Origin of the sequence: Serratia microhaemolytica (genome assembly GCF_004011885.1) — a bacterium.
GTDB lineage: Bacteria > Pseudomonadota > Gammaproteobacteria > Enterobacterales > Enterobacteriaceae > Serratia_G > Serratia_G microhaemolytica.
Genome location: NZ_SBEF01000021.1, coordinates 20,684 through 40,463, shown reverse-complemented (window position 1 = coordinate 40,463; position 19,780 = coordinate 20,684). Strand labels below are relative to the sequence as shown.

Genomic DNA, 19,780 nt, shown 5'->3' with positions numbered 1-19,780 from the left:
ATAGATATGTTTAATACAGAACAACGGGTAGAGAACATCTTTTTGACCGGGGCAACGGGGGTGCTCGGGGCGAGGCTACTGCTTGAGATCCTGCTCACCACGGAAGCATGTGTGTACTGCCTGGTACGTGCTAATGATCAGCAGGAAGCACGCAACAGGCTGATTGAATTGCTTTATGTCTATGATCCGCAGCGGCGTTGTCAGTCGCAGTTATGGCGAGTGATCCCGATGGTTGGTGATGTCAGTGCACCGTTACTGGGGTTGAGCGAGAGTGATTATTACGAGCTGGCACAAGGGGTTGACCGGGTGATCCACAGTGCCGCCGGGGTTAACCTGTTAGCCTCTTACCCAGCACTGTTCGATACCAATGTTGGCGGTACGCACAATATCATTGAGTTATGTCTATTGGGAAAAGTGCCACTGCTCTACATCTCCAGCTTTACCGTTGCAGGGCGACAGTTGTTTAACGATGATTATCGACTGAAAGAGAGCGACCTGGATCTGGGGCAATCTTTTAAACATATGAGCTATGCACGTACCAAATTTGAGTCTGAATTAGCGGTGCATGAAGCGGGCAAACGTGGCCTGCGTTGGGCGATCACCCGCCCAGGCAATATCTGGGGTGATAGCGTCACGGGCTGTTACCCACTGACAGAAACACGGCTGAAGGGGCTGTACTATGAGGTGATCCGGGCGCTGGTCGAAACCGGTATCACTTTCAGCGCACCGCAAAATTTCGATGTTAGCCCAGTGGATTACGTTGCGCGTGCCTCACTGCATATCATTTTGGAAATTGACCGTTTTGCATCGCAAACATTCCATCTGACCAACCCAACTCCGCTCAGCTATGACGGTATCGTCGACTTTTTGCAGCAGTACGGTTATCGCATTAAACGGATGAATAACGATGATTACCTAGCCGCGTTGGCAGAAAATCGGTTGTGGTTTCAGGGCAAGCCGTACCACTCCCAGTTCACCGGTATGCTAAACCTGTTCTATGCCAATATTGAACAGGGTGGCAGCCTTCTGTTGGATACCGAGTTTACCGAACAGAGCCTGCTGCCTGCGGGGATCGCCTGTGCGCCCAGTGATTGCAGATTGATGTTCTGTTACTTCGATTACCTGGTGCAGCGCGGCTTCTTGCCGCCACCGGATCAACAGGGTGCGATGGCGGAGGTGGTCACGCTGACGACAAGCCGTTAACTTGCCAGGCGGTGAAAACCCATCTTGCTATTATGCTACCGTGCAACTGAGCAGCAGCCGATGCGACGGCTGCTGTTTTCGTTGTCTCCTTGCCGCTGGACCGTGCACAGACTCCCGGTGATTGCAGTCAAACTGTGGTTTCTGTGTACGGTCATTGACCAAGGCCAGCGGCAATCACACCGATTGAAATCGCATCTAAATCGATTCGGCGTAACACTCGACAAGCGGAGAAAAACAAGCTATCTTCGGGCATCTAGATGTCTAAACGTTTAAATGGATGTGCAAGGAGTCGGTTATGCCAATTCGTGTCCCTGATGAACTACCTGCGGTCAATTTTTTGCGCAATGAGAATGTGTTTGTGATGACCTCCTCACGTGCCAACACCCAGGGTATCAGGCCATTGAAAGTATTACTTCTTAATTTGATGCCGAAAAAGATCGAGACCGAAAACCAGTTTTTGCGCCTGCTCTCCAACTCACCGTTGCAGATTGACATTCAACTGCTGCGCATCGATAAGCATGAATCGAAAAACACACCGGCCGAGCACCTCAATACCTTTTATTGCGATTTTGACGATATCCAGCATGACAATTTTGATGGCCTGATTGTGACAGGCGCACCGCTCGGGTTGGTTGAGTTTTGTGATGTCAGCTACTGGGCACAGATTGAACGCGTGATCTTATGGGCCAAACAGCATGTTACCTCAACACTGTTTGTCTGCTGGGCGGTGCAGGCAGCACTTAACGTGCTGTATGGTATTGCGAAAAGAACGCGTCAAACCAAACTGTCAGGGGTTTACCTGCATCAGACCCTGCAACCTCATGCGCTGCTGACGCGTGGTTTTGATCACCAGTTTTTGGCACCGCATTCACACTATGCTGATTTTTCCAGTGAGATCATCCGCCAGTACACTGACCTGGATATGTTGGCAGAATCAGCAGTGAGTGGGGCTTATCTGTTTGCCAGCCACGACAAGCGACTCGTGTTTGTCACCGGGCACCCGGAATATGATCAGTTCACCCTGGCAAACGAGTATCAGCGTGATAAAAGTGCCGGTCTGAACCCAATAGTGCCAGTGAACTATTTCCCGGACGATAACCCTGAATTGACGCCGGTCGCCTCTTGGCGCAGTCACGGGCACCTGCTGTTTTCTAACTGGCTGAATTATTTTGTCTACCAGATCACACCGTTTGATCTCAGCTCGATGAACCCGACATTGGACTGATGGTATCTCCGAACGTTTTTTAGCCGATGATTGGTTGGATATAGTCAACCCATTGATAATTTAGTATAAAAATTTACACCCGTGTGTTTGTCCTGCGTTACAACGGGTGAAGCTAGACAGTTCCCTTCCCTTGATAAGGGAAGGGGTAGGGGGGGGCTTAAAGCATTTGATTATGTTGCAATAACCCCCTCCCAACCTCCCCCTTTGCAGGGGGAGGAGCGAGACAGTTCTTTTGCTTTGATAACGGGAAGAACATAACCACGCGATCAGGTCAAATGCTGTTTTTGGTTAAAAAATGGTCGTGATGTTGCCTCTTGGTAGGGCAAAGTAAGGTTTAGTAAATATAGATAATCTTACCATCATAGTCGCAAATGATGTCGAGATACCCCTCTAGAATAACAGTGGAAAATAAATGGTTACTTAAACAATCCAACTCTGTCTCTGTCAGTTTCCTGTGTCCTTTTAAATACCAACGTTTTCGTTCTCCGGTAGCTCGTTGTAGTTGCGCTTGTTTTTCCCTTTCTGCTATTGTTGCCTCGCTATCATCAAATTTTACTGTATCTATTGTTAAGCCGTTATCGTTCCAAACTTTAATTAAAACTGAAAATTTATCATGTATTGCAGATCTCTCTAAATAATGAACGATAAAATCACTTCTTAGAAAAGAAACAATCGCCAATAAAATAGCAAAAAAGATAAGTAGCTTAGAAAGTCTTGAAGATAACATCGAGTGATCTCTCTATCTGTTCTGAATTACCACCCGTTACAGGAAACACAGGATCTATTTTTCCTATGCCTAGGTAATTCAACTTTGGTGGAGTATAAAATGAGTCAAACTTTGCTGCACCACTGGCAAACAGAGTAAGATCTTTTAGACAACGCTGCGCTTCAACGCTTGAAAGTAAATGACCCAAGGCAGCCCCTGCGACAGTAAAAGCATAGTCGTACCAGTCAAAACCAATGTGGTGTCGCTTTCTGGTCCCAGTCAACTCACCCCAAACAACTTTATAAGTGTCTATCTTTTCCACCGCCCAAGCTGTCATTAATCCTGTACTGTAGCTGTATTTAGAACCCAACCACAATCCAGCAATCAGATGTTGCACTTTATCATAATTATATTCATGCTCGCCATAACTGGGATCTCGTTTATCATGGTTATACATTAAACCATAAAAATTCGTTTTTACTTGTCGGTCTATTAAAATAAAAAACCTTTTCTTATCCGTGCTCGATAATGAATCAAAATTCTTACCCACCACATCATGTAAGTCAGAAAACATTTTGCTGACATGTTTATTTTGCCAAATATCAAAATGCTCAACATAGAATGTACAGAGTGCCTGAAATACGCCGTTGATATTATGGCCTGCATCGATAGATTCCCTGATGACGGAGTGGAAGCTGGCAGTACAGGCGTTGCCTAGCTCAATGTCTCTGAGGCAATAACGGCAGACCTTTTGTACTGGGGCAGAGGTCATGGCTGTAGATTGTTGGGCTAATCGCGCTTGCAGTGATGCAGTATCTGCTGCTGGTGCGTGCTGAGCCGGTGACATACTGTGTTGATAGGCCGCAGTGGCTGAAGTTTGTACAGGGATAGGATGAGCAGTGGATGACAGGCTGCATTGATATCCAGTAGCTGCCGAGGTGGTGGCTCCGGGCGTACTCTTAGCTATCAGGCGGTGGCTACCTGGCGGGCACCGACAAGCAACCATATGTCCCTCTAATGCCACTGGAATATTATTAAAATCTAACCCAGCTACCCCTTCAGCAATCACCCCGATGCTATCGCAGGCGGGGCAAGAAACGTTGTGTCCTTTCAGAGCGATCGGCAAACCATCGCAAATATAACTGCCATCCGGGGTACCCTCTAATACGTAACCTCCTGTGGTGGTGATATCACCTTTACAAATAACCGATTTCCCTTGGTAATTTATTGATCGAGTCACAATGCATTCATCTCCTTTGCTGATTAGTGGTAACGCTTATTCGTTTAATTAATAAGTTATTTTTATTCAAAATCAAACATAAAGAGCTTGCTTGCATCAGTCAAGATAAAAAAGGAGAAAGTTGTGGCACTGGCTGGCTAACCCCAGCCGGAGTAAAAAAAGCAGCAAGCTGAACTAGCTTGCAGAGCGTGAGGATATGCTATCATGCGCTACTGTTAGCTCCCGATCTGCGGGAAAATCATTCAGTGTACGGGTAATCGATGAACAGTAACTATTTGGCATTTCCTAATATTGATCCGGTCATTTTCTCGCTCGGCCCTCTCTCGCTGCACTGGTATGGCTTGATGTATCTGGTCGGTTTTGTGTTTGCTATGTGGCTAGCGGTACGTCGCGCTAACAAGCCGGGCAGTGGCTGGCGCAAAGACGAAGTGGAGAATCTGCTCTACTTCGGTTTCTTGGGGGTGTTTGTCGGCGGACGAGTCGGCTATGTGCTGTTTTACGGTTGGGCACAGTTTCTGGAAAACCCCCTCTATCTGTTCAAAGTCTGGGATGGTGGCATGTCGTTCCACGGCGGCCTGCTGGGTGTGATTTTAGTGATGTTTTGGTTTGCACGACGCACTAAACGCACGTTTTTACAGATTGCTGATTTTATCGCACCACTGGTGCCGTTTGGTCTGGGTGCTGGGCGTTTGGGCAATTTTATCAACGGTGAGTTGTGGGGGCGTGTCACCACAGAGACCCCTTGGGCGATGCTCTTTCCCTCTTCGCGTGCTGCCGATATTGCGCTGGCTACGGCTGATCCGCAGCGCTGGCTGCCGTTGTTAAACCAGTATGGCGTACTGCCGCGCCACCCATCACAGTTGTATGAACTGCTGCTTGAGGGAGTGGTGTTGTTTATCATTCTGAATCTGTTTATTGCTAAGCCGCGCCCACTGGGTGCAGTGTCGGCACTGTTTCTGATCGGCTATGGGCTGTTCCGGATCATTGTTGAGCTATTCCGTCAGCCAGATGCGCAGCTTGGTCTGTTTGAGGGAGCGATCAGTATGGGGCAGATCCTGTCGGTGCCGATGGTGATTGCCGGTGTTGTGATGATGGTGTGGGCCTACCGTGGCCGTAAACAGTAACCGCGATGGTTGAGAAACATGCAGCAGTATCTAGAACTGATGAATAAGGTGCTCAATGAGGGCACCGCTAAAGCAGACCGCACTGGCACTGGAACATTGTCGATTTTTGGCCACCAGATGCGGTTCGATTTACAGCAGGGTTTTCCGCTGGTGACCACCAAAAAGTGTCATCTGCGTTCGATCATTCACGAGTTGCTGTGGTTTTTGCGCGGTGAGACCAATATCGCTTATCTGCGTGACCACCAAGTGACTATCTGGGACGAGTGGGCAGACCAAAATGGCGATTTGGGCCCGGTTTATGGTAAGCAGTGGCGAGCCTGGGCAACTGCTGATGGTCGCCAGGTTGATCAGCTCAGCACGGTACTGCAACAGATAAAGCAGGATCCTGACTCGCGTCGGATGATTGTTTCCGCTTGGAATGTCGGTGAGCTGGATCAAATGGCGTTGGCACCTTGCCATGCCTTCTTCCAGTTTTATGTTGCTCAGGGCAAGCTCTCTTGTCAGCTTTATCAGCGCTCGTGTGATATTTTTCTCGGCCTGCCGTTCAATATCGCCAGTTATGCTCTGCTGCTGCACATGATGGCACAGCAGTGTGATCTGCAAGTCGGTGATTTTGTTTGGACTGGCGGCGATACCCATCTTTACCTGAACCATCTTGAGCAGGCTCAGCGGCAACTCAGCCGCGAACCGCGCCCACTGCCACAGTTGGTGATCAAACGTCGGCCTGCGTCACTATTTGATTACTGCTTTGACGACTTTGAGATTGTCGGCTACGACCCACATCCCGCGATCAAAGCGCCGGTTGCGGTTTGAGGCTCAATAACCATTTGACCTTGTTGAGATAACCGTAGCATGGCACTTTCAGGTGCAGTGAAACAGCAGATTGGCCAGTGGTATAAGGCGTTAGCGCAGCAGATACCCGGTTTCGTTGCGCGAGCGCCGCAGCGGCAGATGATTGCTGAAGTGGCGAAAACATTGGCTGGTGATTACCCGCGCCATCTGGCGATTGAGGCTCCGACTGGGGTGGGTAAGACGCTCTCTTACCTGTTGCCGGGGATTGCGGTTGGCCGTGATCAAGGCAAGCCATTGGTGGTGAGCACGGCCAATGTGGCGCTGCAAGATCAGATTTACAGTAAAGATCTGCCGCTGTTGCAAAAGATTATCCCAGATCTCAAGTTTACCGGTGCGTTTGGGCGTCGGCGTTATCTCTGCCTGCGCAATTTGGCTGCACTCGATAGCGATTTCCCCGGGCAGGGGCAGTTGATGTTCTACAGCGATGAACCGCAGGCCGATGCCAGCGCCGATGAGCGCGCGTTGTGTCAACAGTTGTTGCAGGCATTTAGCAGCCAGGCATGGGATGGCCTGCGCGATCACTACCCGCAGTCGATCACTGATACGTTGTGGCTGAAGTTGAGTACCGATAAGGCTAACTGCCTGGGGCGTAACTGTTATTATTTCCGTGACTGTCCGTTTTATAGTGCGCGTAAGGAGATTGAAAGCGCTGATGTGGTGGTGACTAACCACGCGTTGGTGATGGCGGCGCTGGAGAGTGAATCGGTGTTGCCGAGTGCCAAGCAATTGCTGCTGGTGTTGGATGAGGGCCACCATTTGCCGGAAGTGGCACGTGATGCGCTGGAGATTGACGGTGAAATTACTGCCGTCTGGGTGCAGTTACAACTCGATCTGGTGGTGCGCCAGATTGAGCAGTGCATGACGCAGTTTCAGCCGAAAAATCCACCGCGTTTGGCGAACAGTGAACGGTTGAAAAATCATTGTGAAGAGTTGCAGCAGTTGTTACAGCAGTTTGAGCAACAGCTCAGCAGTTATTTACCGGCCGATCATAGCGAGGCGGAATACCGTTTTGCGCTGGGGGAGCTACCACCAGCGCTGCTGGAGAGTTGTGCCCGGTTGTATAAGCTGAGTGATGGCTTGTTGGGGTTGGTTGAGTTTCTGCTTGATACGCTGAGTGAACTGACCGGTAAGCACGATATGTTGCGTTTGCAGCGTGCTATTTTGCAGATGAGCCGTGCACAGGGCTATCTGCAGGCGATGTGCAAACTGTTTCGTCTAGCTGCGATGGAGCAGTGTTCTGGTGCGCCGATCTCAAAATGGATCACGCGTGAGCGCCATGATGATAATCACCATCTTTATCTGCACTGTGTCGGTATTCGGGTTAGTGAGCAGTTGGAGAAGTTGCTGTGGCGTAAAGTGCCGCATGTGGTGATCACTTCTGCGACGTTGCGTTCACTGAATAGCTTTGCGCGGTTGAGTGAGCTGACCGGGTTGGATCAGGATGCTGGTGATCGCTTTCAGGTGCTGGAGTCGCCATTTAATCATATTAGCCAGGGGAAAATTATCATCCCTGAGATGCGTTTTGAGCCGGCATTAGCCAATGAGGCGCAGCATTTGGAAGAGATGGCGCGCTTTTTCCGTGCTGAGCAGGCCAGCGGTCAGCATAAAGGGATGTTGATCTTGTTTAGTAGTCAGCGTGCGATGCAAACGTTTCTCAGTTATGTCAGCGATCTGCGTCTAATGCTGTTGGTGCAGGGTGATCAGCCGCGTTACCGGCTCGTGGAAGAGCACCGCAAGCGAGTTGCTGGCGGTAGTGCCAGTGTGTTGGTCGGTTTACAGTCGTTTGCTGAGGGGCTGGATCTTAAGGGCGAGCTGTTGACTCAGGTGCATATTCACAAGATCAGCTTTCCGCCGGTCGATAATCCGGTGATCATTACCGAAGGTGAGTGGCTGAAGTCGCGTAACCGTTACCCATTTGAAGTGCAGAGTTTGCCGAGTGCCAGTTTCAGTCTGATCCAGCAGGTCGGGCGTTTGATCCGCAGCCACCAGTGTGTGGGTGAGATTGTGATTTACGATCGGCGGCTCTTGACCAAGAGCTACGGTGCCCGGTTGTTGGCAGCGTTGCCGGTATTTCCGATTGAGCAGCGCGCGGTGCCTGCGGCAGATAAAGCCCATTTGGCGGCGTTAAAGTCTGCCGCGAAGGCGGCAGAGAAACAGCCAAAGCGCCAGTCGCGATCGACACGTCGAGTGCGTTAAGTTGATGGGATGTTTGGTATTGCGTGTGATGAGGCGAACTTGCGCGCCGAGCAGCGCGCAGTTTGTGACGAGGTTTAGAGGATCTCCAACACCTGTTCAGGGGGACGACCAAGACGGGCTCGCCCCTCTTTCACTACAATTGGGCGTTCGATCAGCTTTGGGTGGGCGGCCAGTGCGCTCAACAGTTGCTGTTCGGTCAGGCTGTTATCTGCCAGTTTTAGCTCGCTGTATAACGACTCTTTCTGACGCATTAACTCGCGGGCTGACTGAAAATTGAGTGCCTTGAGCAGCGCTTGCAATTCTGCCACTGAGGGCGGTGTCTCCAGATACAGGATCACATTCGGTTCAATCTGCTGCTGTTCGAGCAGTGCCAGTGTTTCACGGCTCTTTGAACAGCGCGGATTGTGATAGATAGTGACAGGCTTCATGCTGATCGCTCCTTGGTTATCAGGTTTGCTGGAATTTACTGAAAGTCTTTTGCAGTTGGCGTAGTTGGTCGATGCGGGCATCGTAGCGTGCCTGTTGCAAACTGCCCAGTTTTTGTAATGCGCTGGCATTGCTCAGTAACTCAATCGCTTGATCGAGTCGTCCAACCAGTGCCAAACTTTCGGCACGGGCAGCCAACTCTTCGTCACGTAGCCCTTGCACTGCGCTGGCTTTTGCCAGCAGTTCCCAGCCGTTCGGATCACGTGGGTTGGCAAAGGTGTAGCGATTTAGCAGGCGTGATGTTGCAGCCGGCTGGTTGGCGGCCAGGTAGGCATTTGCCAGGTTAAGGATCAGCACAGGGTTGTTGCTTTGTGCCGCATTTGCTGCCTCTAGACGGTTGACTGCCTGAGCGGTTTTGTTCTGTGCCAGGTCAATATCGGTGATGAGATCAAGCAGCCAGACATTTTTGCTGTCTTTGGCCAGCAATGGAGTAATGATGGCGCGTGCTTGGTCATATTTTTGTTGGTTGTACAGCATCAATGCGCGCCCATATTGCGCGGCCAACTGCTGTTTGGTGTTGCCCTGGCTGTAACTCTCCAGCAAGGTTCGCTGTAGGCTCGGACTGGCGGCACTGTATAGCCCGATCGCACGCACTTTGGCGAGCAGGTAGTCTTGGCTGGGTTGCGTCGGTGAGACCGGCATCTGGTTGGCGCGGTTGCGCGTATCAGCGAGGCGACTCATCGGCAGCGGGTGGGTGAGCAGCATCTCTGGTGGTTTTGAGCTGTAGCGCGATTGGTCAGCCAGTTTTTGTAGGAAGTCAGGCATTCCCTTCGGATCAAAACCGGCACGTTGCAGGATTTGCATACCAATACGATCAGCCTCTTGTTCGTTGGCTTGGGTAAAACTGATGATCCCCTGTTGCGCGCCAGCCAGTGTGCCGGTCAGCGCTGCCATGCCAAGTGTTGGGTTTACCATCGCCAGTAGTACTGAACCCAGTGTACCGACCCAGGTCAATGGTGCGTTGCGTTGCTGATCTTCCATCGCACGTGCTAAATGGCGCTGAGTTACGTGCGAGATCTCATGGGCGAGTACCGAAGCGAGCTGATCTTCATTGTCGCTTTCGCGAAACAGAGCAGAGTGTAACACTACGTTACCGCCAAAGAAGGCGAATGCGTTGATTGCGTCGTTGCGTACCAGAAAAAACTGGAACGGGGTGTGTACTGAATCGGCATTGGAGACTAATCGGCTACCCAGTTTATTAATATATTGTGTTAATAGCGGATCATCGATCAGCGGGGCGCCAGCTCTTAGCTGTCGGACATAAAAATCACCCATGGTGATCTCTTGAGCAATACTGAGCGTGGTGCCGGCTGCAGTGCCGATATCGGGTAGTGCGTTGGATGAGGCAGCCTGTACTGTGCAGGCAGGATAGGCATACAGTGAACAGGCCAGAACCAGGGCTAATCTGGTTTTAGATAATTTGGTGCTTATCATCAAATAGCTCCCCAAAAGTAAATTGTTAACTGTCCGCCAAGAAGTGAGTCGGGTTGCTGGGCGGCAATTGGGCCAATGCTGATGAGTTCACTCAGCATTGTTCCTGGAATGATTAGACGCAGAGAGGTCGTGTTATCTGCCCGAGCGGTGAGTCGATAACAGCTAAGACCTCAACATACAATAAGAGTTCTTCTGCATTGTGATACTCTTCAGTACAATCAGTAGGCGCTAAGATGAGCACCTACAAGTATGATGTGGTCAAATGATACCAGACTGTGCATAGCAGCACTGTTACATCATAGTGAGCCAGATTCGACAATGAAACGTTTCCACAGTGTAAAATTGTGTCAGGTTGCTGTCGTGTAGCGGCAGCAACGGTTTTATATCTGGTTATATTGGGTGGGCTGTATAAAGGAACACAGACCTTACTTTGATTGATGTTGTAAGGAGCAAGCTCTGATGTTGGAAGTACTGTTACAGTGGTATCGGCGCCGTTTCACTGACCCGCAAGCCATCGCCTTGTTGCTTATCCTGCTGGCTGGATTTGGTATCCTCTATTTTATGCATGCGATTCTGGCACCGCTGCTGGTGGCAGTGGTGTTGGCTTATCTGCTTGAATGGCCGACAGCACGTCTGCAACGCTTGGTCGGTTCACGCACTTGGGCTGCGACTATTGTGCTGTTGCTGTTTGGTGGTGTTGCGCTGTTGCTGGTGCTGTTTGTTGCACCGACTGCCTGGCGGCAAGGTATTAACTTGGTTGCCGATCTACCCAATATGCTTAACCAGTTCTACAACTATGCGGTGACGCTACCAGAACGCTATCCTGCTTTGGTTGATGCCGGCATTATCGATATGGTGATCGATAATCTGCGTAGTCGGTTGGCCAGTGTGGGTGAGTCAGTGGTGAAGTTTTCGCTTGCTTCACTGGTGGGGCTGTTAACGTTAGGTATCTACGCGATCTTGGTGCCGTTGATGGTGTTTTTTCTGCTCAAAGATAAAGAGCAGATGATCGATGCAGTCAGGCAGGTATTGCCACGTAACCGAGGTTTGGCGGGGAAAGTGTGGGTGGAGATGAACCAGCAGATCACCAACTACATTCGCGGCAAAGCATTGGAGATGGTGATTGTCGGTGGTGTGAGCTATTTGCTGTTCACTTTCCTTGGGATGCGCTATTCGCTGTTGTTGGCGGTGCTGGTCGGGTTCTCGGTGCTGGTGCCTTATATCGGTGCGGTGCTGGTGACCATCCCGGTGGTGGCAGTGGCACTGTTTCAGTGGGGAGTGGGGGCTGATTTTTGGACGCTGGTGATCGCCTATCTGGTGATCCAAGCGCTGGACGGTAATTTGCTGGTGCCGTTGCTGTTTTCGGAGGCGGTTAATCTACATCCGTTAGTGATCATTCTGGCTGTGGTGATCTTCGGTGGGCTGTGGGGATTTTGGGGCGTCTTTTTTGCGATCCCACTGGCGACCTTGGTGAAAGCTGTGATCCACGCCTGGCCTGATACGGCGCAGCCGGCGGAGTAAACGTATCGACAACGTTGATAGCTATCGCTGTCCATCGGGCAACTGTCGGGTGGGCAGTGGTTAGGTGCTAATCAGTTCAGAACGAATCAGTCCAGTACGAAGTCGTTCAGTACCATCCGCCAGCGCCAAGCCTGTCAGTTGTCAGACTTGGCGCTGATGTTGAAGCTGAATTATTTGGCGTGCAGATAATTCAGTACAATTTCGTGGTGATTGCTGGTTTTAAAATCATCAAACACTTTTTCGATGGTGCCATTGACATCGATCAGGAAACTGATGCGATGGATGCCATCGTAGGTTTTGCCCATAAATGTCTTTTCTCCCCAGACGCCAAACTGCTGTGCAACCTGATGGTCTTCATCAGAAAGCAAGGTAAAGTTTAGTAACTCTTTTTCGGCAAAGCGTGACAGTTTTTCTGGTTTGTCGGTGCTGATACCGAGTACTTCAACGCCCGCTTTTTTCAGCTCAGCCATGTTGTCACGCAATCCACAGGCTTGCACAGTACAACCCGGTGTCATGGCTTTGGGGTAAAAGTAAACCAGTACGCGCTGTCCTTGGAAATCAGTAAGACTGATCTCTTCGCCATCTTGGTCGGGCAAACTGAATTTCGGTGCAATATCACCGGTTTTTAATGGAGCCATCGCTACTCTCCCTCTTTCTCATCGTGCTGCGGATAGTTCACAACGTTAATACTGCCTTGCGCATTTAATTCTGTACAGAGGCGATAAAAAGTCTGTTCAATATTTGACACATCATGATTGCCATAACTATGTGCCGTGATCTGAATATAGAGCTGAGAGGGCTGCTCGTCTGCTGCGGGTTGAGTGCGTGACACCAACTCTGCAATGCTCATTTGACATGAATCAAACAGGCCAGTAAAGCGCTCAACAATGTGCGGTGAGTCTTTTACACTAACCTGTACCCAAACAGAAACCGGAACAGCAGGTCTTTGTTGTGAATTCGTGCGTTTCATCACAATCAATAACTCTAGTTCAGCGCCTTTTTGCGGCAGCGTGGACTCAATCGTAGTGATGGCATTCCAACTGCCAGAGAGCAGCATGATAAAGGTAAATTCCTCACCTAGCATAGCCAGACGACTATCCTCGATATTGCATCCACAGTGGCTGACATGACGTGTGATGGTATTAACAATGCCTGGACGAGCAGCACCAAGGGCAGTGATCACAAGATAGTGCTGATCTGGGTTAGATAACATGCGACTTCCTATCGTGCAAAATGGGGTTACCAAGGTAAACATAAAAAAAACGGCCTGCCAAGCGCTGATAACACGTTGTTTGCTTGCTTTTAGATGGGTGTCAAAAGTACCATGAGTGACTTGTTTGTGGAGGGGATTGCGAATGTTTACGGGAAGTCTTGTTGCACTGGTTACGCCGATGGACAGCAAAGGTGCGGTTGATCGTGCTAGCCTAAAAAAACTGATTGATTATCATGTGGCCAGTGGTACTGCGGCGATTGTCTCCGTCGGTACTACCGGTGAGTCTGCCACACTCGCTCATGATGAGCATATTGATGTGGTATTACAGACCGTAGAGCTGGCTGACGGCCGTATTCCTGTGGTCGCCGGGACTGGAGCGAATGCAACCAGTGAGGCGATTTCGCTGACCCAGCGTTTCAGTAATACCGGGGTGGCAGGTTGCCTTACTGTGACACCTTACTACAATAAACCTACTCAGGAAGGACTCTATCAACATTTTAAGGCGATTGCCGAAAGCAGCGAATTACCGCAGATCCTCTACAACGTGCCATCACGTACCGGGTGTGACATGCTGCCTGAAACCATTGCACGGTTAGCCAATATCAAAAATATTGTTGCTGTGAAAGAGGCGACGGGGAACTTGAGCCGTGTCAGCCAAATCCAAGTATTGCTGGATAATAAAGATTTTGTATTACTGAGTGGTGATGACGCCAGTTGCGCGGACTTTATGCAACTGGGGGGTAAAGGAGTGATTTCGGTCACAGCCAATGTGGCTGCCGCTGAAATGGCCGAACTTTGTCGCTTGGCAGCAGCGGGTAATTTCGCTGAAGCTCGCCGTTTAAATCAACGCTTGATGCCTCTGCATCAAGATCTATTCATTGAGGCAAACCCAATTCCGGTGAAGTGGGCCTGCAAGGTGTTAGGGTTAATAACCGATGACACCGTGCGTCTACCCATGACACCGTTGAGCGATACCGCTCGCCCTGTCGTCGAGCGTGCGTTGAAAAGCGTGGGCTTGCTGTAACTGTTAGGGAGATTTGATGACTTGTTCATTGCAAAAAACGGTGTTAACAACAGCCGTTGGTTTAGCGCTGGCGATGCTAGCGGCTTGTTCTTCTGATCAGCAATATAAACGCCAGGTCATCGGTAATGAGGATTATCTGAATGCGCCGCCATTGAAACCATTGGTGGCGCCAGCGGGGATAACCTTACCTGCAGCGAATAGTGGCTACAATGTGCCGCCAATGACCGCAACGGGTGCGGTCGGTAAGCAGCTCGATATTCGACCACCACTACAGCCACTGGCGCTGCTCAGTGGTTCTCGTGCGCAATATGCTAATGGTAGTGCGACGCTGCTGTTTGAAAATACGGCACAGAACCAGAATTTATGGTCACGCATCACCCATCTGTTGACACTGAAGGATGTGCCGGTTGCTGCGCGTGATAATGGTAATCAGACGTTAACCACTGATTGGGTGCAATGGGATCGCCTGGATGAGGATCATCCACATGAAGGCCGTTATCAAATCAGCGTGCAGCAGCAGGGCTATCAGCAGGTGCTGATGGTGAGAAGCCTGGAACTGCGTCAGCAGGGGCAGAGTGTGATCGCGGCTGCTGAAGTGCAGCGTTACACCAGTATGATGATGAATAGCATTCTTGAGGGATTAGAGAATCAGAATAGTCTGGGAGCAAGCGCTGAAAGTCGCAGTGCGGAACGTTTAAGCTTGCAGAGTGGTGCTGATGACACCGGTTTACCGCTGTTGATTGTGCGCGCTCCCTACAGCGTGGTATGGGAACGTTTGCCAGCCGCACTGGAAAAACTGGGTATGCAGGTGCGTAACCGTAGTCGTTCTGACGCCAGCTTAAATCTGACCTATAACCCGCTGACGGAGAGTGAATGGCGTGCATTAGGTGTCGCGGATCCGCAGTTGGAGAGCGGCAACTATAAGTTGCAATTGGGTGATTTGAATAACCGGACTAGCGTTCAATTCTTTGATGAAAAAGGAAAAACCCTAACATTATCACAAAATGATGCCTTGCTGGCGGCGCTGCAAGCCGCGTTTGACAGCGGCACTCTAGAGTGACAGAGAAATAAAAAGGGGCTAACGCCCCTTTTTGTTTTGCCAAAACGGTATCGTTTGCGTGGTGGCTTTGGCAGAATATGTGCGCAAAGTATGTTGGCAAGCGTGCGCTGATATTGCTGGTACGCGCGTGCTTATTGATACGGACGCACATCTGTGACGAGCCGAACAGTATAAAACTTCAATTGGAGTATCTAAAATGCAAAAACTGGCTGAGTTGTATCGTGGAAAAGCAAAAACTGTTTACACTACCGAAAACCCAGATCTGTTGGTGCTGGAATTCCGTAACGATACTTCAGCTCTGGATGGGCAGCGCATTGAACAGTTTGAACGCAAGGGGATGCTGAATAATAAATTCAACCACTTCATTATGGAGAAACTGGCACAAGCCGGTATTCCGACTCAAATGGAGCGGTTGCTGTCAGACACTGAGGTTTTGGTGAAAAAACTGGAGATGGTGCCGGTTGAGTGTGTGATCCGTAACCGTGCTGCTGGCTCATTGGTAAAACGTCTCGGTATCCCTGAAGGTACGTTACTCAACCCTCCCCTGTTTGATCTGTTTTTAAAAAATGACGCAATGCATGATCCGATGGTGAATGAGTCCTATTGTGAGACTTTCGGTTGGGTGAGCAAAGCACACTTGGCGCGTATGCGCGAGCTGACTTATCAGGCCAATGACGTGCTGAGCAAACTGTTTGATCAGGCTGGTTTGATTCTGGTTGATTTCAAACTGGAATTTGGCCTATTCAAAGGTGAGGTGGTGTTGGGTGATGAGTTTTCACCGGATGGTAGCCGCCTTTGGGATAAAAATACGCTAGAGAAGATGGACAAAGATCGTTTCCGCCAGAGCCTGGGTGGGTTGATTGAGGCCTATGAAGCAGTGGCTCGTCGGATTGGTGTCAAACTCGACTGAGTGGGCTATCTTGCTCGCAGCCCAGAGTTATGCTGCCAGTAGCCGACGGTGTGATTGCTAAGCAATGGAGTTTGAGGCCAGTGGTAGTGAGTGATAAGCCTAGCGTCACCGAGTAGGCCCACAATAAACCATTTGTGGGCCTATGACCGATTAACGGCTCAGGATTGTATTAGCAGCACGGATATCAGCAGCACAATGTGTACAGTAGTGATCAATGCGGGTGTGCTGCAACGCTAGCTCAGCCAGCATGTTATCGCGCACGGCGCGCTTTAACGGCGGCGGAGAGTTCGCGTAGAACCTGCTCACTGTCTTGCCAACCGATGCAGGCGTCGGTAACGCTTTTGCCGTAGACCAGTGGCTCATTGCTTTCGAGGTTCTGGTTGCCTTCGACCAGATGGCTCTCAATCATCACGCCGATAATGCTTTTTTCACCACTGCGCAGTTGCTGGCAGACATCGGCATTGACCTCAAGCTGCTTTTTAAACTGTTTGCAGCTATTGGCGTGACTGTAATCAATCATCACCTGAGCGGGTAGGCCCGCTTTTACCAAGCCAGCGGTGACCGCTTTGACATGTTCTGCACTGTAGTTTGGCTCTTTTCCACCGCGCAGAATGATGTGGCAATCTTTGTTACCACTGGTGCTGACGATCGCGGAGTGTCCCCACTTGGTCACAGACAGGAACGAGTGTGGCGCACCTGCCGCATTAATCGCATCAATGGCGACTTTGATCGTGCCATCGGTACCATTTTTGAAACCGACCGGGCAGGATAACCCAGAAGCCAGCTCACGGTGTACCTGCGACTCGGTGGTTCGCGCACCGATCGCCCCCCAACTCATTAAATCGGCAAGGTATTGTGGCGTGATCATATCAAGGAATTCACCGGCGGTAGGTAAGCCGATTTCATTAATATCGAGTAGCAGCTTACGCCCTAACCGCAGCCCCTGGTTGATCTCGCAGCTATTATCCATATGTGGATCATTGATCAAACCCTTCCAACCAACGGTAGTGCGCGGTTTTTCAAAGTAGACACGCATCACAATTTCTAGCTCACCATTCAATTCCTGACGCAGTTTGAGCAGGCGTGCAGCATACTCTTTTGCCGCTTGGGGATCATGTATTGAACAGGGGCCGATCACCACCAGCAGGCGATCATCATTGCCACGCAGGATCTGGTGGATGGCATCGCGTGCCTGGGCGACAGTTTTGATCACTGCCTCAGAGGAAGGAAATTTTTCCAGCAACGCTACGGGGGGTAAAAGCTCTTTTATCTGTTTAATGCGTAAATCGTCATTTTGATAATTCATAGCTATCCTGTTCGGTATGCTTGATGCGTAGATGCCTCCAATCTAACGGTTGCGGTTAACGCTGTAAATCCTCTTTCTGGCCTGCCGGCATGGTTTGACGGTTTTTGCTGCTGAATGCTGTCATGTGTGCGCAAATTATTGGCTGGAGCAGTGAGCCAAGGTCACCCTTGTTGGTGCTTTCTGCTACAATCCTCGCCCCGATTAAGCGAGATTGAGTCAGTAATTGCGATGCGATTAAATTCCAGCCAACAACAAGCCGTCGAATTTGTCACTGGCCCGTGCCTGGTTCTGGCCGGGGCCGGTTCTGGTAAAACACGCGTGATCACGCAAAAAATAGCCTATTTGATCCAGCAGTGTGGCTACCAGGCACGCCATATTGTTGCCGTCACCTTTACCAACAAAGCGGCACGAGAAATGAAAGAGCGGGTGGCACACACCCTTGAACGGCAGCAGGCGCGCGGTTTGACCATTTCCACTTTTCACACCTTAGGATTGGAAATTATCAAGCGTGAGCACGCGGCTTTGGCAATGAAAGCCAACTTCTCGCTGTTTGATGATCAGGACCAGCTAGCGACGCTGAAAGAGCTGACGGAAAAGTGGCTGGAAAACGATAATACCTTAATCGCACAACTGACGACCTGTATCTCGAACTGGAAAAATGACTTACTCAGCCCAGTGGAAGCGATGGCCGATGCTCAGTCGCCGCGCGACAAGCTGTTTGCTCACTGTTATCAACTTTATGATGATTATTTGAAAAGTTGCAATGTGCTGGATTTTGATGATCTGATTTCACTGCCGACGTTGTTGCTGAGGCGTGATGAGCGTGTGCGTGAACGCTGGCAGGCGAAAGTTCGTTACCTGCTGGTGGATGAGTATCAGGACACTAACACCAGCCAATATCAGTTGGTCAAGTTGCTGGTTGGTGAACGAGCACGTTTTACCGTGGTGGGTGATGATGATCAATCGATCTACTCCTGGCGTGGTGCGCGGCCGCAGAATCTGGAACTGCTCAAACAGGATTTTCCACAACTTCAGGTGATTAAGTTGGAGCAAAACTACCGCTCCAGTGAACGGATCTTGAAGGCCGCCAATATCCTGATCGCGAATAATCCGCATTTGTTTGAAAAAAAGCTCTTTTCAACCCTCGGCTATGGTGAACCGCTCAAGGTGATTAGCGCCAACAATGAAGAGCATGAAGCTGAGCGTGTGGCGGGGGAGCTGATTGCCCACCATTTTATCAACAAAACACAGTATGCCGACTACGCGATCCTCTACCGTGGTAACCATCAATCGCGCCTGTTTGAGAAGGTGCTGATTCAAAACCGTATCCCTTACAAAATTTCTGGTGGTACTTCGTTTTTCTCACGCCCAGAGATCAAAGATCTGCTGGCTTATCTGCGTGTATTGACCAACCCAGATGATGACAGTGCTTTCTTGCGCATTGTTAACACACCAAAACGAGAGATTGGCCCAGCAACACTACAGAAACTCGGAGAGTGGGCGAATTTACGCAATAAAAGCCTGTTTAGAGCCAGCTTTGATCTTGGGTTGGAGCAACATCTGAGTGGACGAGGGTTACAGGCATTGACCAGTTTTACCCGCTGGCTAGAGGAAATTGCACAGCGAGTAGAGCGTGAAGCGGTGAGCGCAATCCGTGATCTGATCCACGGTATCGACTATGAAAGTTGGTTGTTTGAGACGTCACCAAGCCCGAAAGCAGCAGAAATGCGGATGAAAAATGTCAACACACTGTTTGGCTGGATGAGTGAAATGCTGGCAGGCAGTGAGTTAGATGAACCGATGACACTGACCCAAGTGGTCACTCGCTTCACCCTGCGTGACATGATGGAGCGTGGTGAGAGTGATCAAGCGTTGGACCAAGTGCAATTGATGACACTACACGCCTCGAAAGGGCTTGAATTTCCCTATGTGTTCTTGATTGGTATGGAAGAGGGACTGTTGCCACACCAAAGTAGCATTGATGAGGAGAATATCGACGAAGAACGGCGTTTGGCCTACGTCGGTATTACTCGGGCACAAAAGGCACTGACTTTCACCCTATGCCGTGAACGACGACAGTATGGTGAACTGGTGCGGCCGGAACCGAGCCGTTTCTTGCTTGAACTGCCACAGGATGATTTACAGTGGGAGAATGAACGCAAGGTGGTCAGTGCACAGGAGCGGGTAGATAAAGGGAAAGCCCATCTTGCCAGTGTGCGGGCGATGTTAGCGAAAGCCAAGGGCAACAGCTAACCGGCACTGTGCTGATTGCGTTATCTT

At 50.2% G+C, this 19,780-nt stretch carries 17 protein-coding genes; 10 read left to right on the top strand and 7 right to left on the bottom strand.

The features are described from left to right. Nucleotides 1–6 precede the first annotated feature (6 nt). Entirely contained in the window at nt 7–1,203 is a 1,197-nt protein-coding gene (locus tag EOJ37_RS08690) for an SDR family oxidoreductase (protein ID WP_127959538.1), read from the top strand. Nucleotides 1,204–1,498: 295 nt separating this feature from the next. Beyond that, a complete protein-coding gene (gene metA / locus EOJ37_RS08685; protein WP_127959537.1) occupies nt 1,499–2,428 on the top strand; it encodes a homoserine O-acetyltransferase MetA in 930 nt (309 codons plus the stop codon). 334 nt (nt 2,429–2,762) lie between these two features. Here metA and EOJ37_RS08680 read toward each other — a convergent pair whose 3' ends face one another. Together EOJ37_RS08680 and EOJ37_RS08675 are read right to left on the bottom strand one after the other, a co-directional pair. Beyond that, nucleotides 2,763–3,155 (bottom strand): hypothetical protein, encoded by a 393-nt coding sequence (locus EOJ37_RS08680; RefSeq protein WP_127959536.1) that lies wholly within the window; start codon nt 3,153–3,155, stop codon nt 2,763–2,765. After that, nucleotides 3,133–4,374: a PAAR domain-containing protein gene (locus tag EOJ37_RS08675; RefSeq protein ID WP_127959535.1), complete on the bottom strand. Its 1,242-nt coding sequence runs from the start codon at nt 4,372–4,374 to the stop codon at nt 3,133–3,135. The genes EOJ37_RS08680 and EOJ37_RS08675 overlap by 23 nt, the downstream gene beginning before the upstream one ends. A gap of 260 nt (nt 4,375–4,634) precedes the next feature. Here EOJ37_RS08675 and lgt point away from each other — a divergent pair, with 260 nt between their 5' ends. Genes lgt through dinG form a run of 3 tightly spaced genes read left to right on the top strand, consistent with a single transcriptional unit; the run spans nt 4,635 to nt 8,546 of the window. Further along, a complete protein-coding gene (gene lgt, locus EOJ37_RS08670; RefSeq protein ID WP_127959534.1) occupies nt 4,635–5,498 on the top strand; it encodes a prolipoprotein diacylglyceryl transferase in 864 nt (287 codons plus the stop codon). Nucleotides 5,499–5,516: 18 nt separating this feature from the next. Then, a complete protein-coding gene (gene thyA / locus EOJ37_RS08665; RefSeq protein ID WP_127959533.1) occupies nt 5,517–6,311 on the top strand; it encodes a thymidylate synthase in 795 nt (264 codons plus the stop codon). A gap of 39 nt (nt 6,312–6,350) precedes the next feature. Continuing rightward, a complete protein-coding gene (gene dinG, locus EOJ37_RS08660; RefSeq protein ID WP_127959532.1) occupies nt 6,351–8,546 on the top strand; it encodes an ATP-dependent DNA helicase DinG in 2,196 nt (731 codons plus the stop codon). A gap of 74 nt (nt 8,547–8,620) precedes the next feature. Here dinG and arsC read toward each other — a convergent pair whose 3' ends face one another. Beyond that, complete coding sequence (arsC, locus tag EOJ37_RS08655) at nt 8,621–8,974, bottom strand: arsenate reductase (glutaredoxin) (RefSeq protein WP_127959531.1); 354 nt, start codon at nt 8,972–8,974, stop codon at nt 8,621–8,623. Nucleotides 8,975–8,993: 19 nt separating this feature from the next. Then, nucleotides 8,994–10,463 carry a beta-barrel assembly-enhancing protease gene (bepA, locus tag EOJ37_RS08650; RefSeq protein WP_127959547.1) on the bottom strand — a complete coding sequence of 490 codons (1,470 nt, stop codon included), beginning with the start codon at nt 10,461–10,463 and terminating at the stop codon, nt 8,994–8,996. Nucleotides 10,464–10,925: 462 nt separating this feature from the next. Between bepA and EOJ37_RS08645 the strand changes: the two genes are divergently transcribed. Further along, complete coding sequence (locus EOJ37_RS08645; RefSeq protein WP_127959530.1) at nt 10,926–11,987, top strand: AI-2E family transporter; 1,062 nt, start codon at nt 10,926–10,928, stop codon at nt 11,985–11,987. Between the two features lie 170 nt (nt 11,988–12,157). Here EOJ37_RS08645 and bcp read toward each other — a convergent pair whose 3' ends face one another. Both bcp and EOJ37_RS08635 read right to left on the bottom strand, forming a co-directional pair. Further along, nucleotides 12,158–12,625, bottom strand: a complete 468-nt coding sequence (gene bcp / locus EOJ37_RS08640) for a thioredoxin-dependent thiol peroxidase (protein WP_127959529.1) — start codon at nt 12,623–12,625, stop codon at nt 12,158–12,160. Between the two features lie 2 nt (nt 12,626–12,627). Beyond that, nucleotides 12,628–13,200 carry a glycine cleavage system transcriptional repressor gene (locus tag EOJ37_RS08635; RefSeq protein ID WP_127959528.1) on the bottom strand — a complete coding sequence of 191 codons (573 nt, stop codon included), beginning with the start codon at nt 13,198–13,200 and terminating at the stop codon, nt 12,628–12,630. Nucleotides 13,201–13,342: 142 nt separating this feature from the next. Here EOJ37_RS08635 and dapA point away from each other — a divergent pair, with 142 nt between their 5' ends. The 3 genes from dapA (at nt 13,343) to purC (ending at nt 16,194) form a co-directional block, all read left to right on the top strand. Further along, the gene (dapA, locus tag EOJ37_RS08630) at nt 13,343–14,224 is read left to right on the top strand and encodes a 4-hydroxy-tetrahydrodipicolinate synthase (RefSeq protein ID WP_127959527.1); all 882 of its coding nucleotides are present in this window, start codon (nt 13,343–13,345) and stop codon (nt 14,222–14,224) included. Nucleotides 14,225–14,240: 16 nt separating this feature from the next. Further along, nucleotides 14,241–15,284: an outer membrane protein assembly factor BamC gene (gene bamC / locus EOJ37_RS08625; protein ID WP_127959526.1), complete on the top strand. Its 1,044-nt coding sequence runs from the start codon at nt 14,241–14,243 to the stop codon at nt 15,282–15,284. A gap of 196 nt (nt 15,285–15,480) precedes the next feature. After that, a complete protein-coding gene (purC, locus tag EOJ37_RS08620; protein WP_127959525.1) occupies nt 15,481–16,194 on the top strand; it encodes a phosphoribosylaminoimidazolesuccinocarboxamide synthase in 714 nt (237 codons plus the stop codon). A gap of 250 nt (nt 16,195–16,444) precedes the next feature. Here purC and aroG read toward each other — a convergent pair whose 3' ends face one another. Continuing rightward, a complete protein-coding gene (gene aroG, locus EOJ37_RS08615) occupies nt 16,445–17,500 on the bottom strand; it encodes a 3-deoxy-7-phosphoheptulonate synthase AroG (RefSeq protein WP_127959524.1) in 1,056 nt (351 codons plus the stop codon). Between the two features lie 228 nt (nt 17,501–17,728). Between aroG and rep the strand changes: the two genes are divergently transcribed. Continuing rightward, nucleotides 17,729–19,753: a DNA helicase Rep gene (rep, locus tag EOJ37_RS08610; protein WP_127959523.1), complete on the top strand. Its 2,025-nt coding sequence runs from the start codon at nt 17,729–17,731 to the stop codon at nt 19,751–19,753. Nucleotides 19,754–19,780 lie beyond the last annotated feature (27 nt).

What these genes read in the sequence shown, in the direction of transcription:
- EOJ37_RS08690 (WP_127959538.1), top strand. Translation starts at nt 7, where the DNA reads ATGTTTAATACAGAACAACGGGTAGAGAACATCTTTTTGACCGGGGCA.
- metA (WP_127959537.1), top strand. Translation starts at nt 1,499, where the DNA reads ATGCCAATTCGTGTCCCTGATGAACTACCTGCGGTCAATTTTTTGCGC.
- EOJ37_RS08680 (WP_127959536.1), bottom strand. Translation starts at nt 3,155, where the DNA reads ATGTTATCTTCAAGACTTTCTAAGCTACTTATCTTTTTTGCTATTTTA.
- lgt (WP_127959534.1), top strand. Translation starts at nt 4,635, where the DNA reads ATGAACAGTAACTATTTGGCATTTCCTAATATTGATCCGGTCATTTTC.
- thyA (WP_127959533.1), top strand. Translation starts at nt 5,517, where the DNA reads ATGCAGCAGTATCTAGAACTGATGAATAAGGTGCTCAATGAGGGCACC.
- dinG (WP_127959532.1), top strand. Translation starts at nt 6,351, where the DNA reads ATGGCACTTTCAGGTGCAGTGAAACAGCAGATTGGCCAGTGGTATAAG.
- arsC (WP_127959531.1), bottom strand. Translation starts at nt 8,974, where the DNA reads ATGAAGCCTGTCACTATCTATCACAATCCGCGCTGTTCAAAGAGCCGT.
- EOJ37_RS08645 (WP_127959530.1), top strand. Translation starts at nt 10,926, where the DNA reads ATGTTGGAAGTACTGTTACAGTGGTATCGGCGCCGTTTCACTGACCCG.
- bcp (WP_127959529.1), bottom strand. Translation starts at nt 12,625, where the DNA reads ATGGCTCCATTAAAAACCGGTGATATTGCACCGAAATTCAGTTTGCCC.
- EOJ37_RS08635 (WP_127959528.1), bottom strand. Translation starts at nt 13,200, where the DNA reads ATGTTATCTAACCCAGATCAGCACTATCTTGTGATCACTGCCCTTGGT.
- dapA (WP_127959527.1), top strand. Translation starts at nt 13,343, where the DNA reads ATGTTTACGGGAAGTCTTGTTGCACTGGTTACGCCGATGGACAGCAAA.
- bamC (WP_127959526.1), top strand. Translation starts at nt 14,241, where the DNA reads ATGACTTGTTCATTGCAAAAAACGGTGTTAACAACAGCCGTTGGTTTA.
- purC (WP_127959525.1), top strand. Translation starts at nt 15,481, where the DNA reads ATGCAAAAACTGGCTGAGTTGTATCGTGGAAAAGCAAAAACTGTTTAC.
- aroG (WP_127959524.1), bottom strand. Translation starts at nt 17,500, where the DNA reads ATGAATTATCAAAATGACGATTTACGCATTAAACAGATAAAAGAGCTT.
- rep (WP_127959523.1), top strand. Translation starts at nt 17,729, where the DNA reads ATGCGATTAAATTCCAGCCAACAACAAGCCGTCGAATTTGTCACTGGC.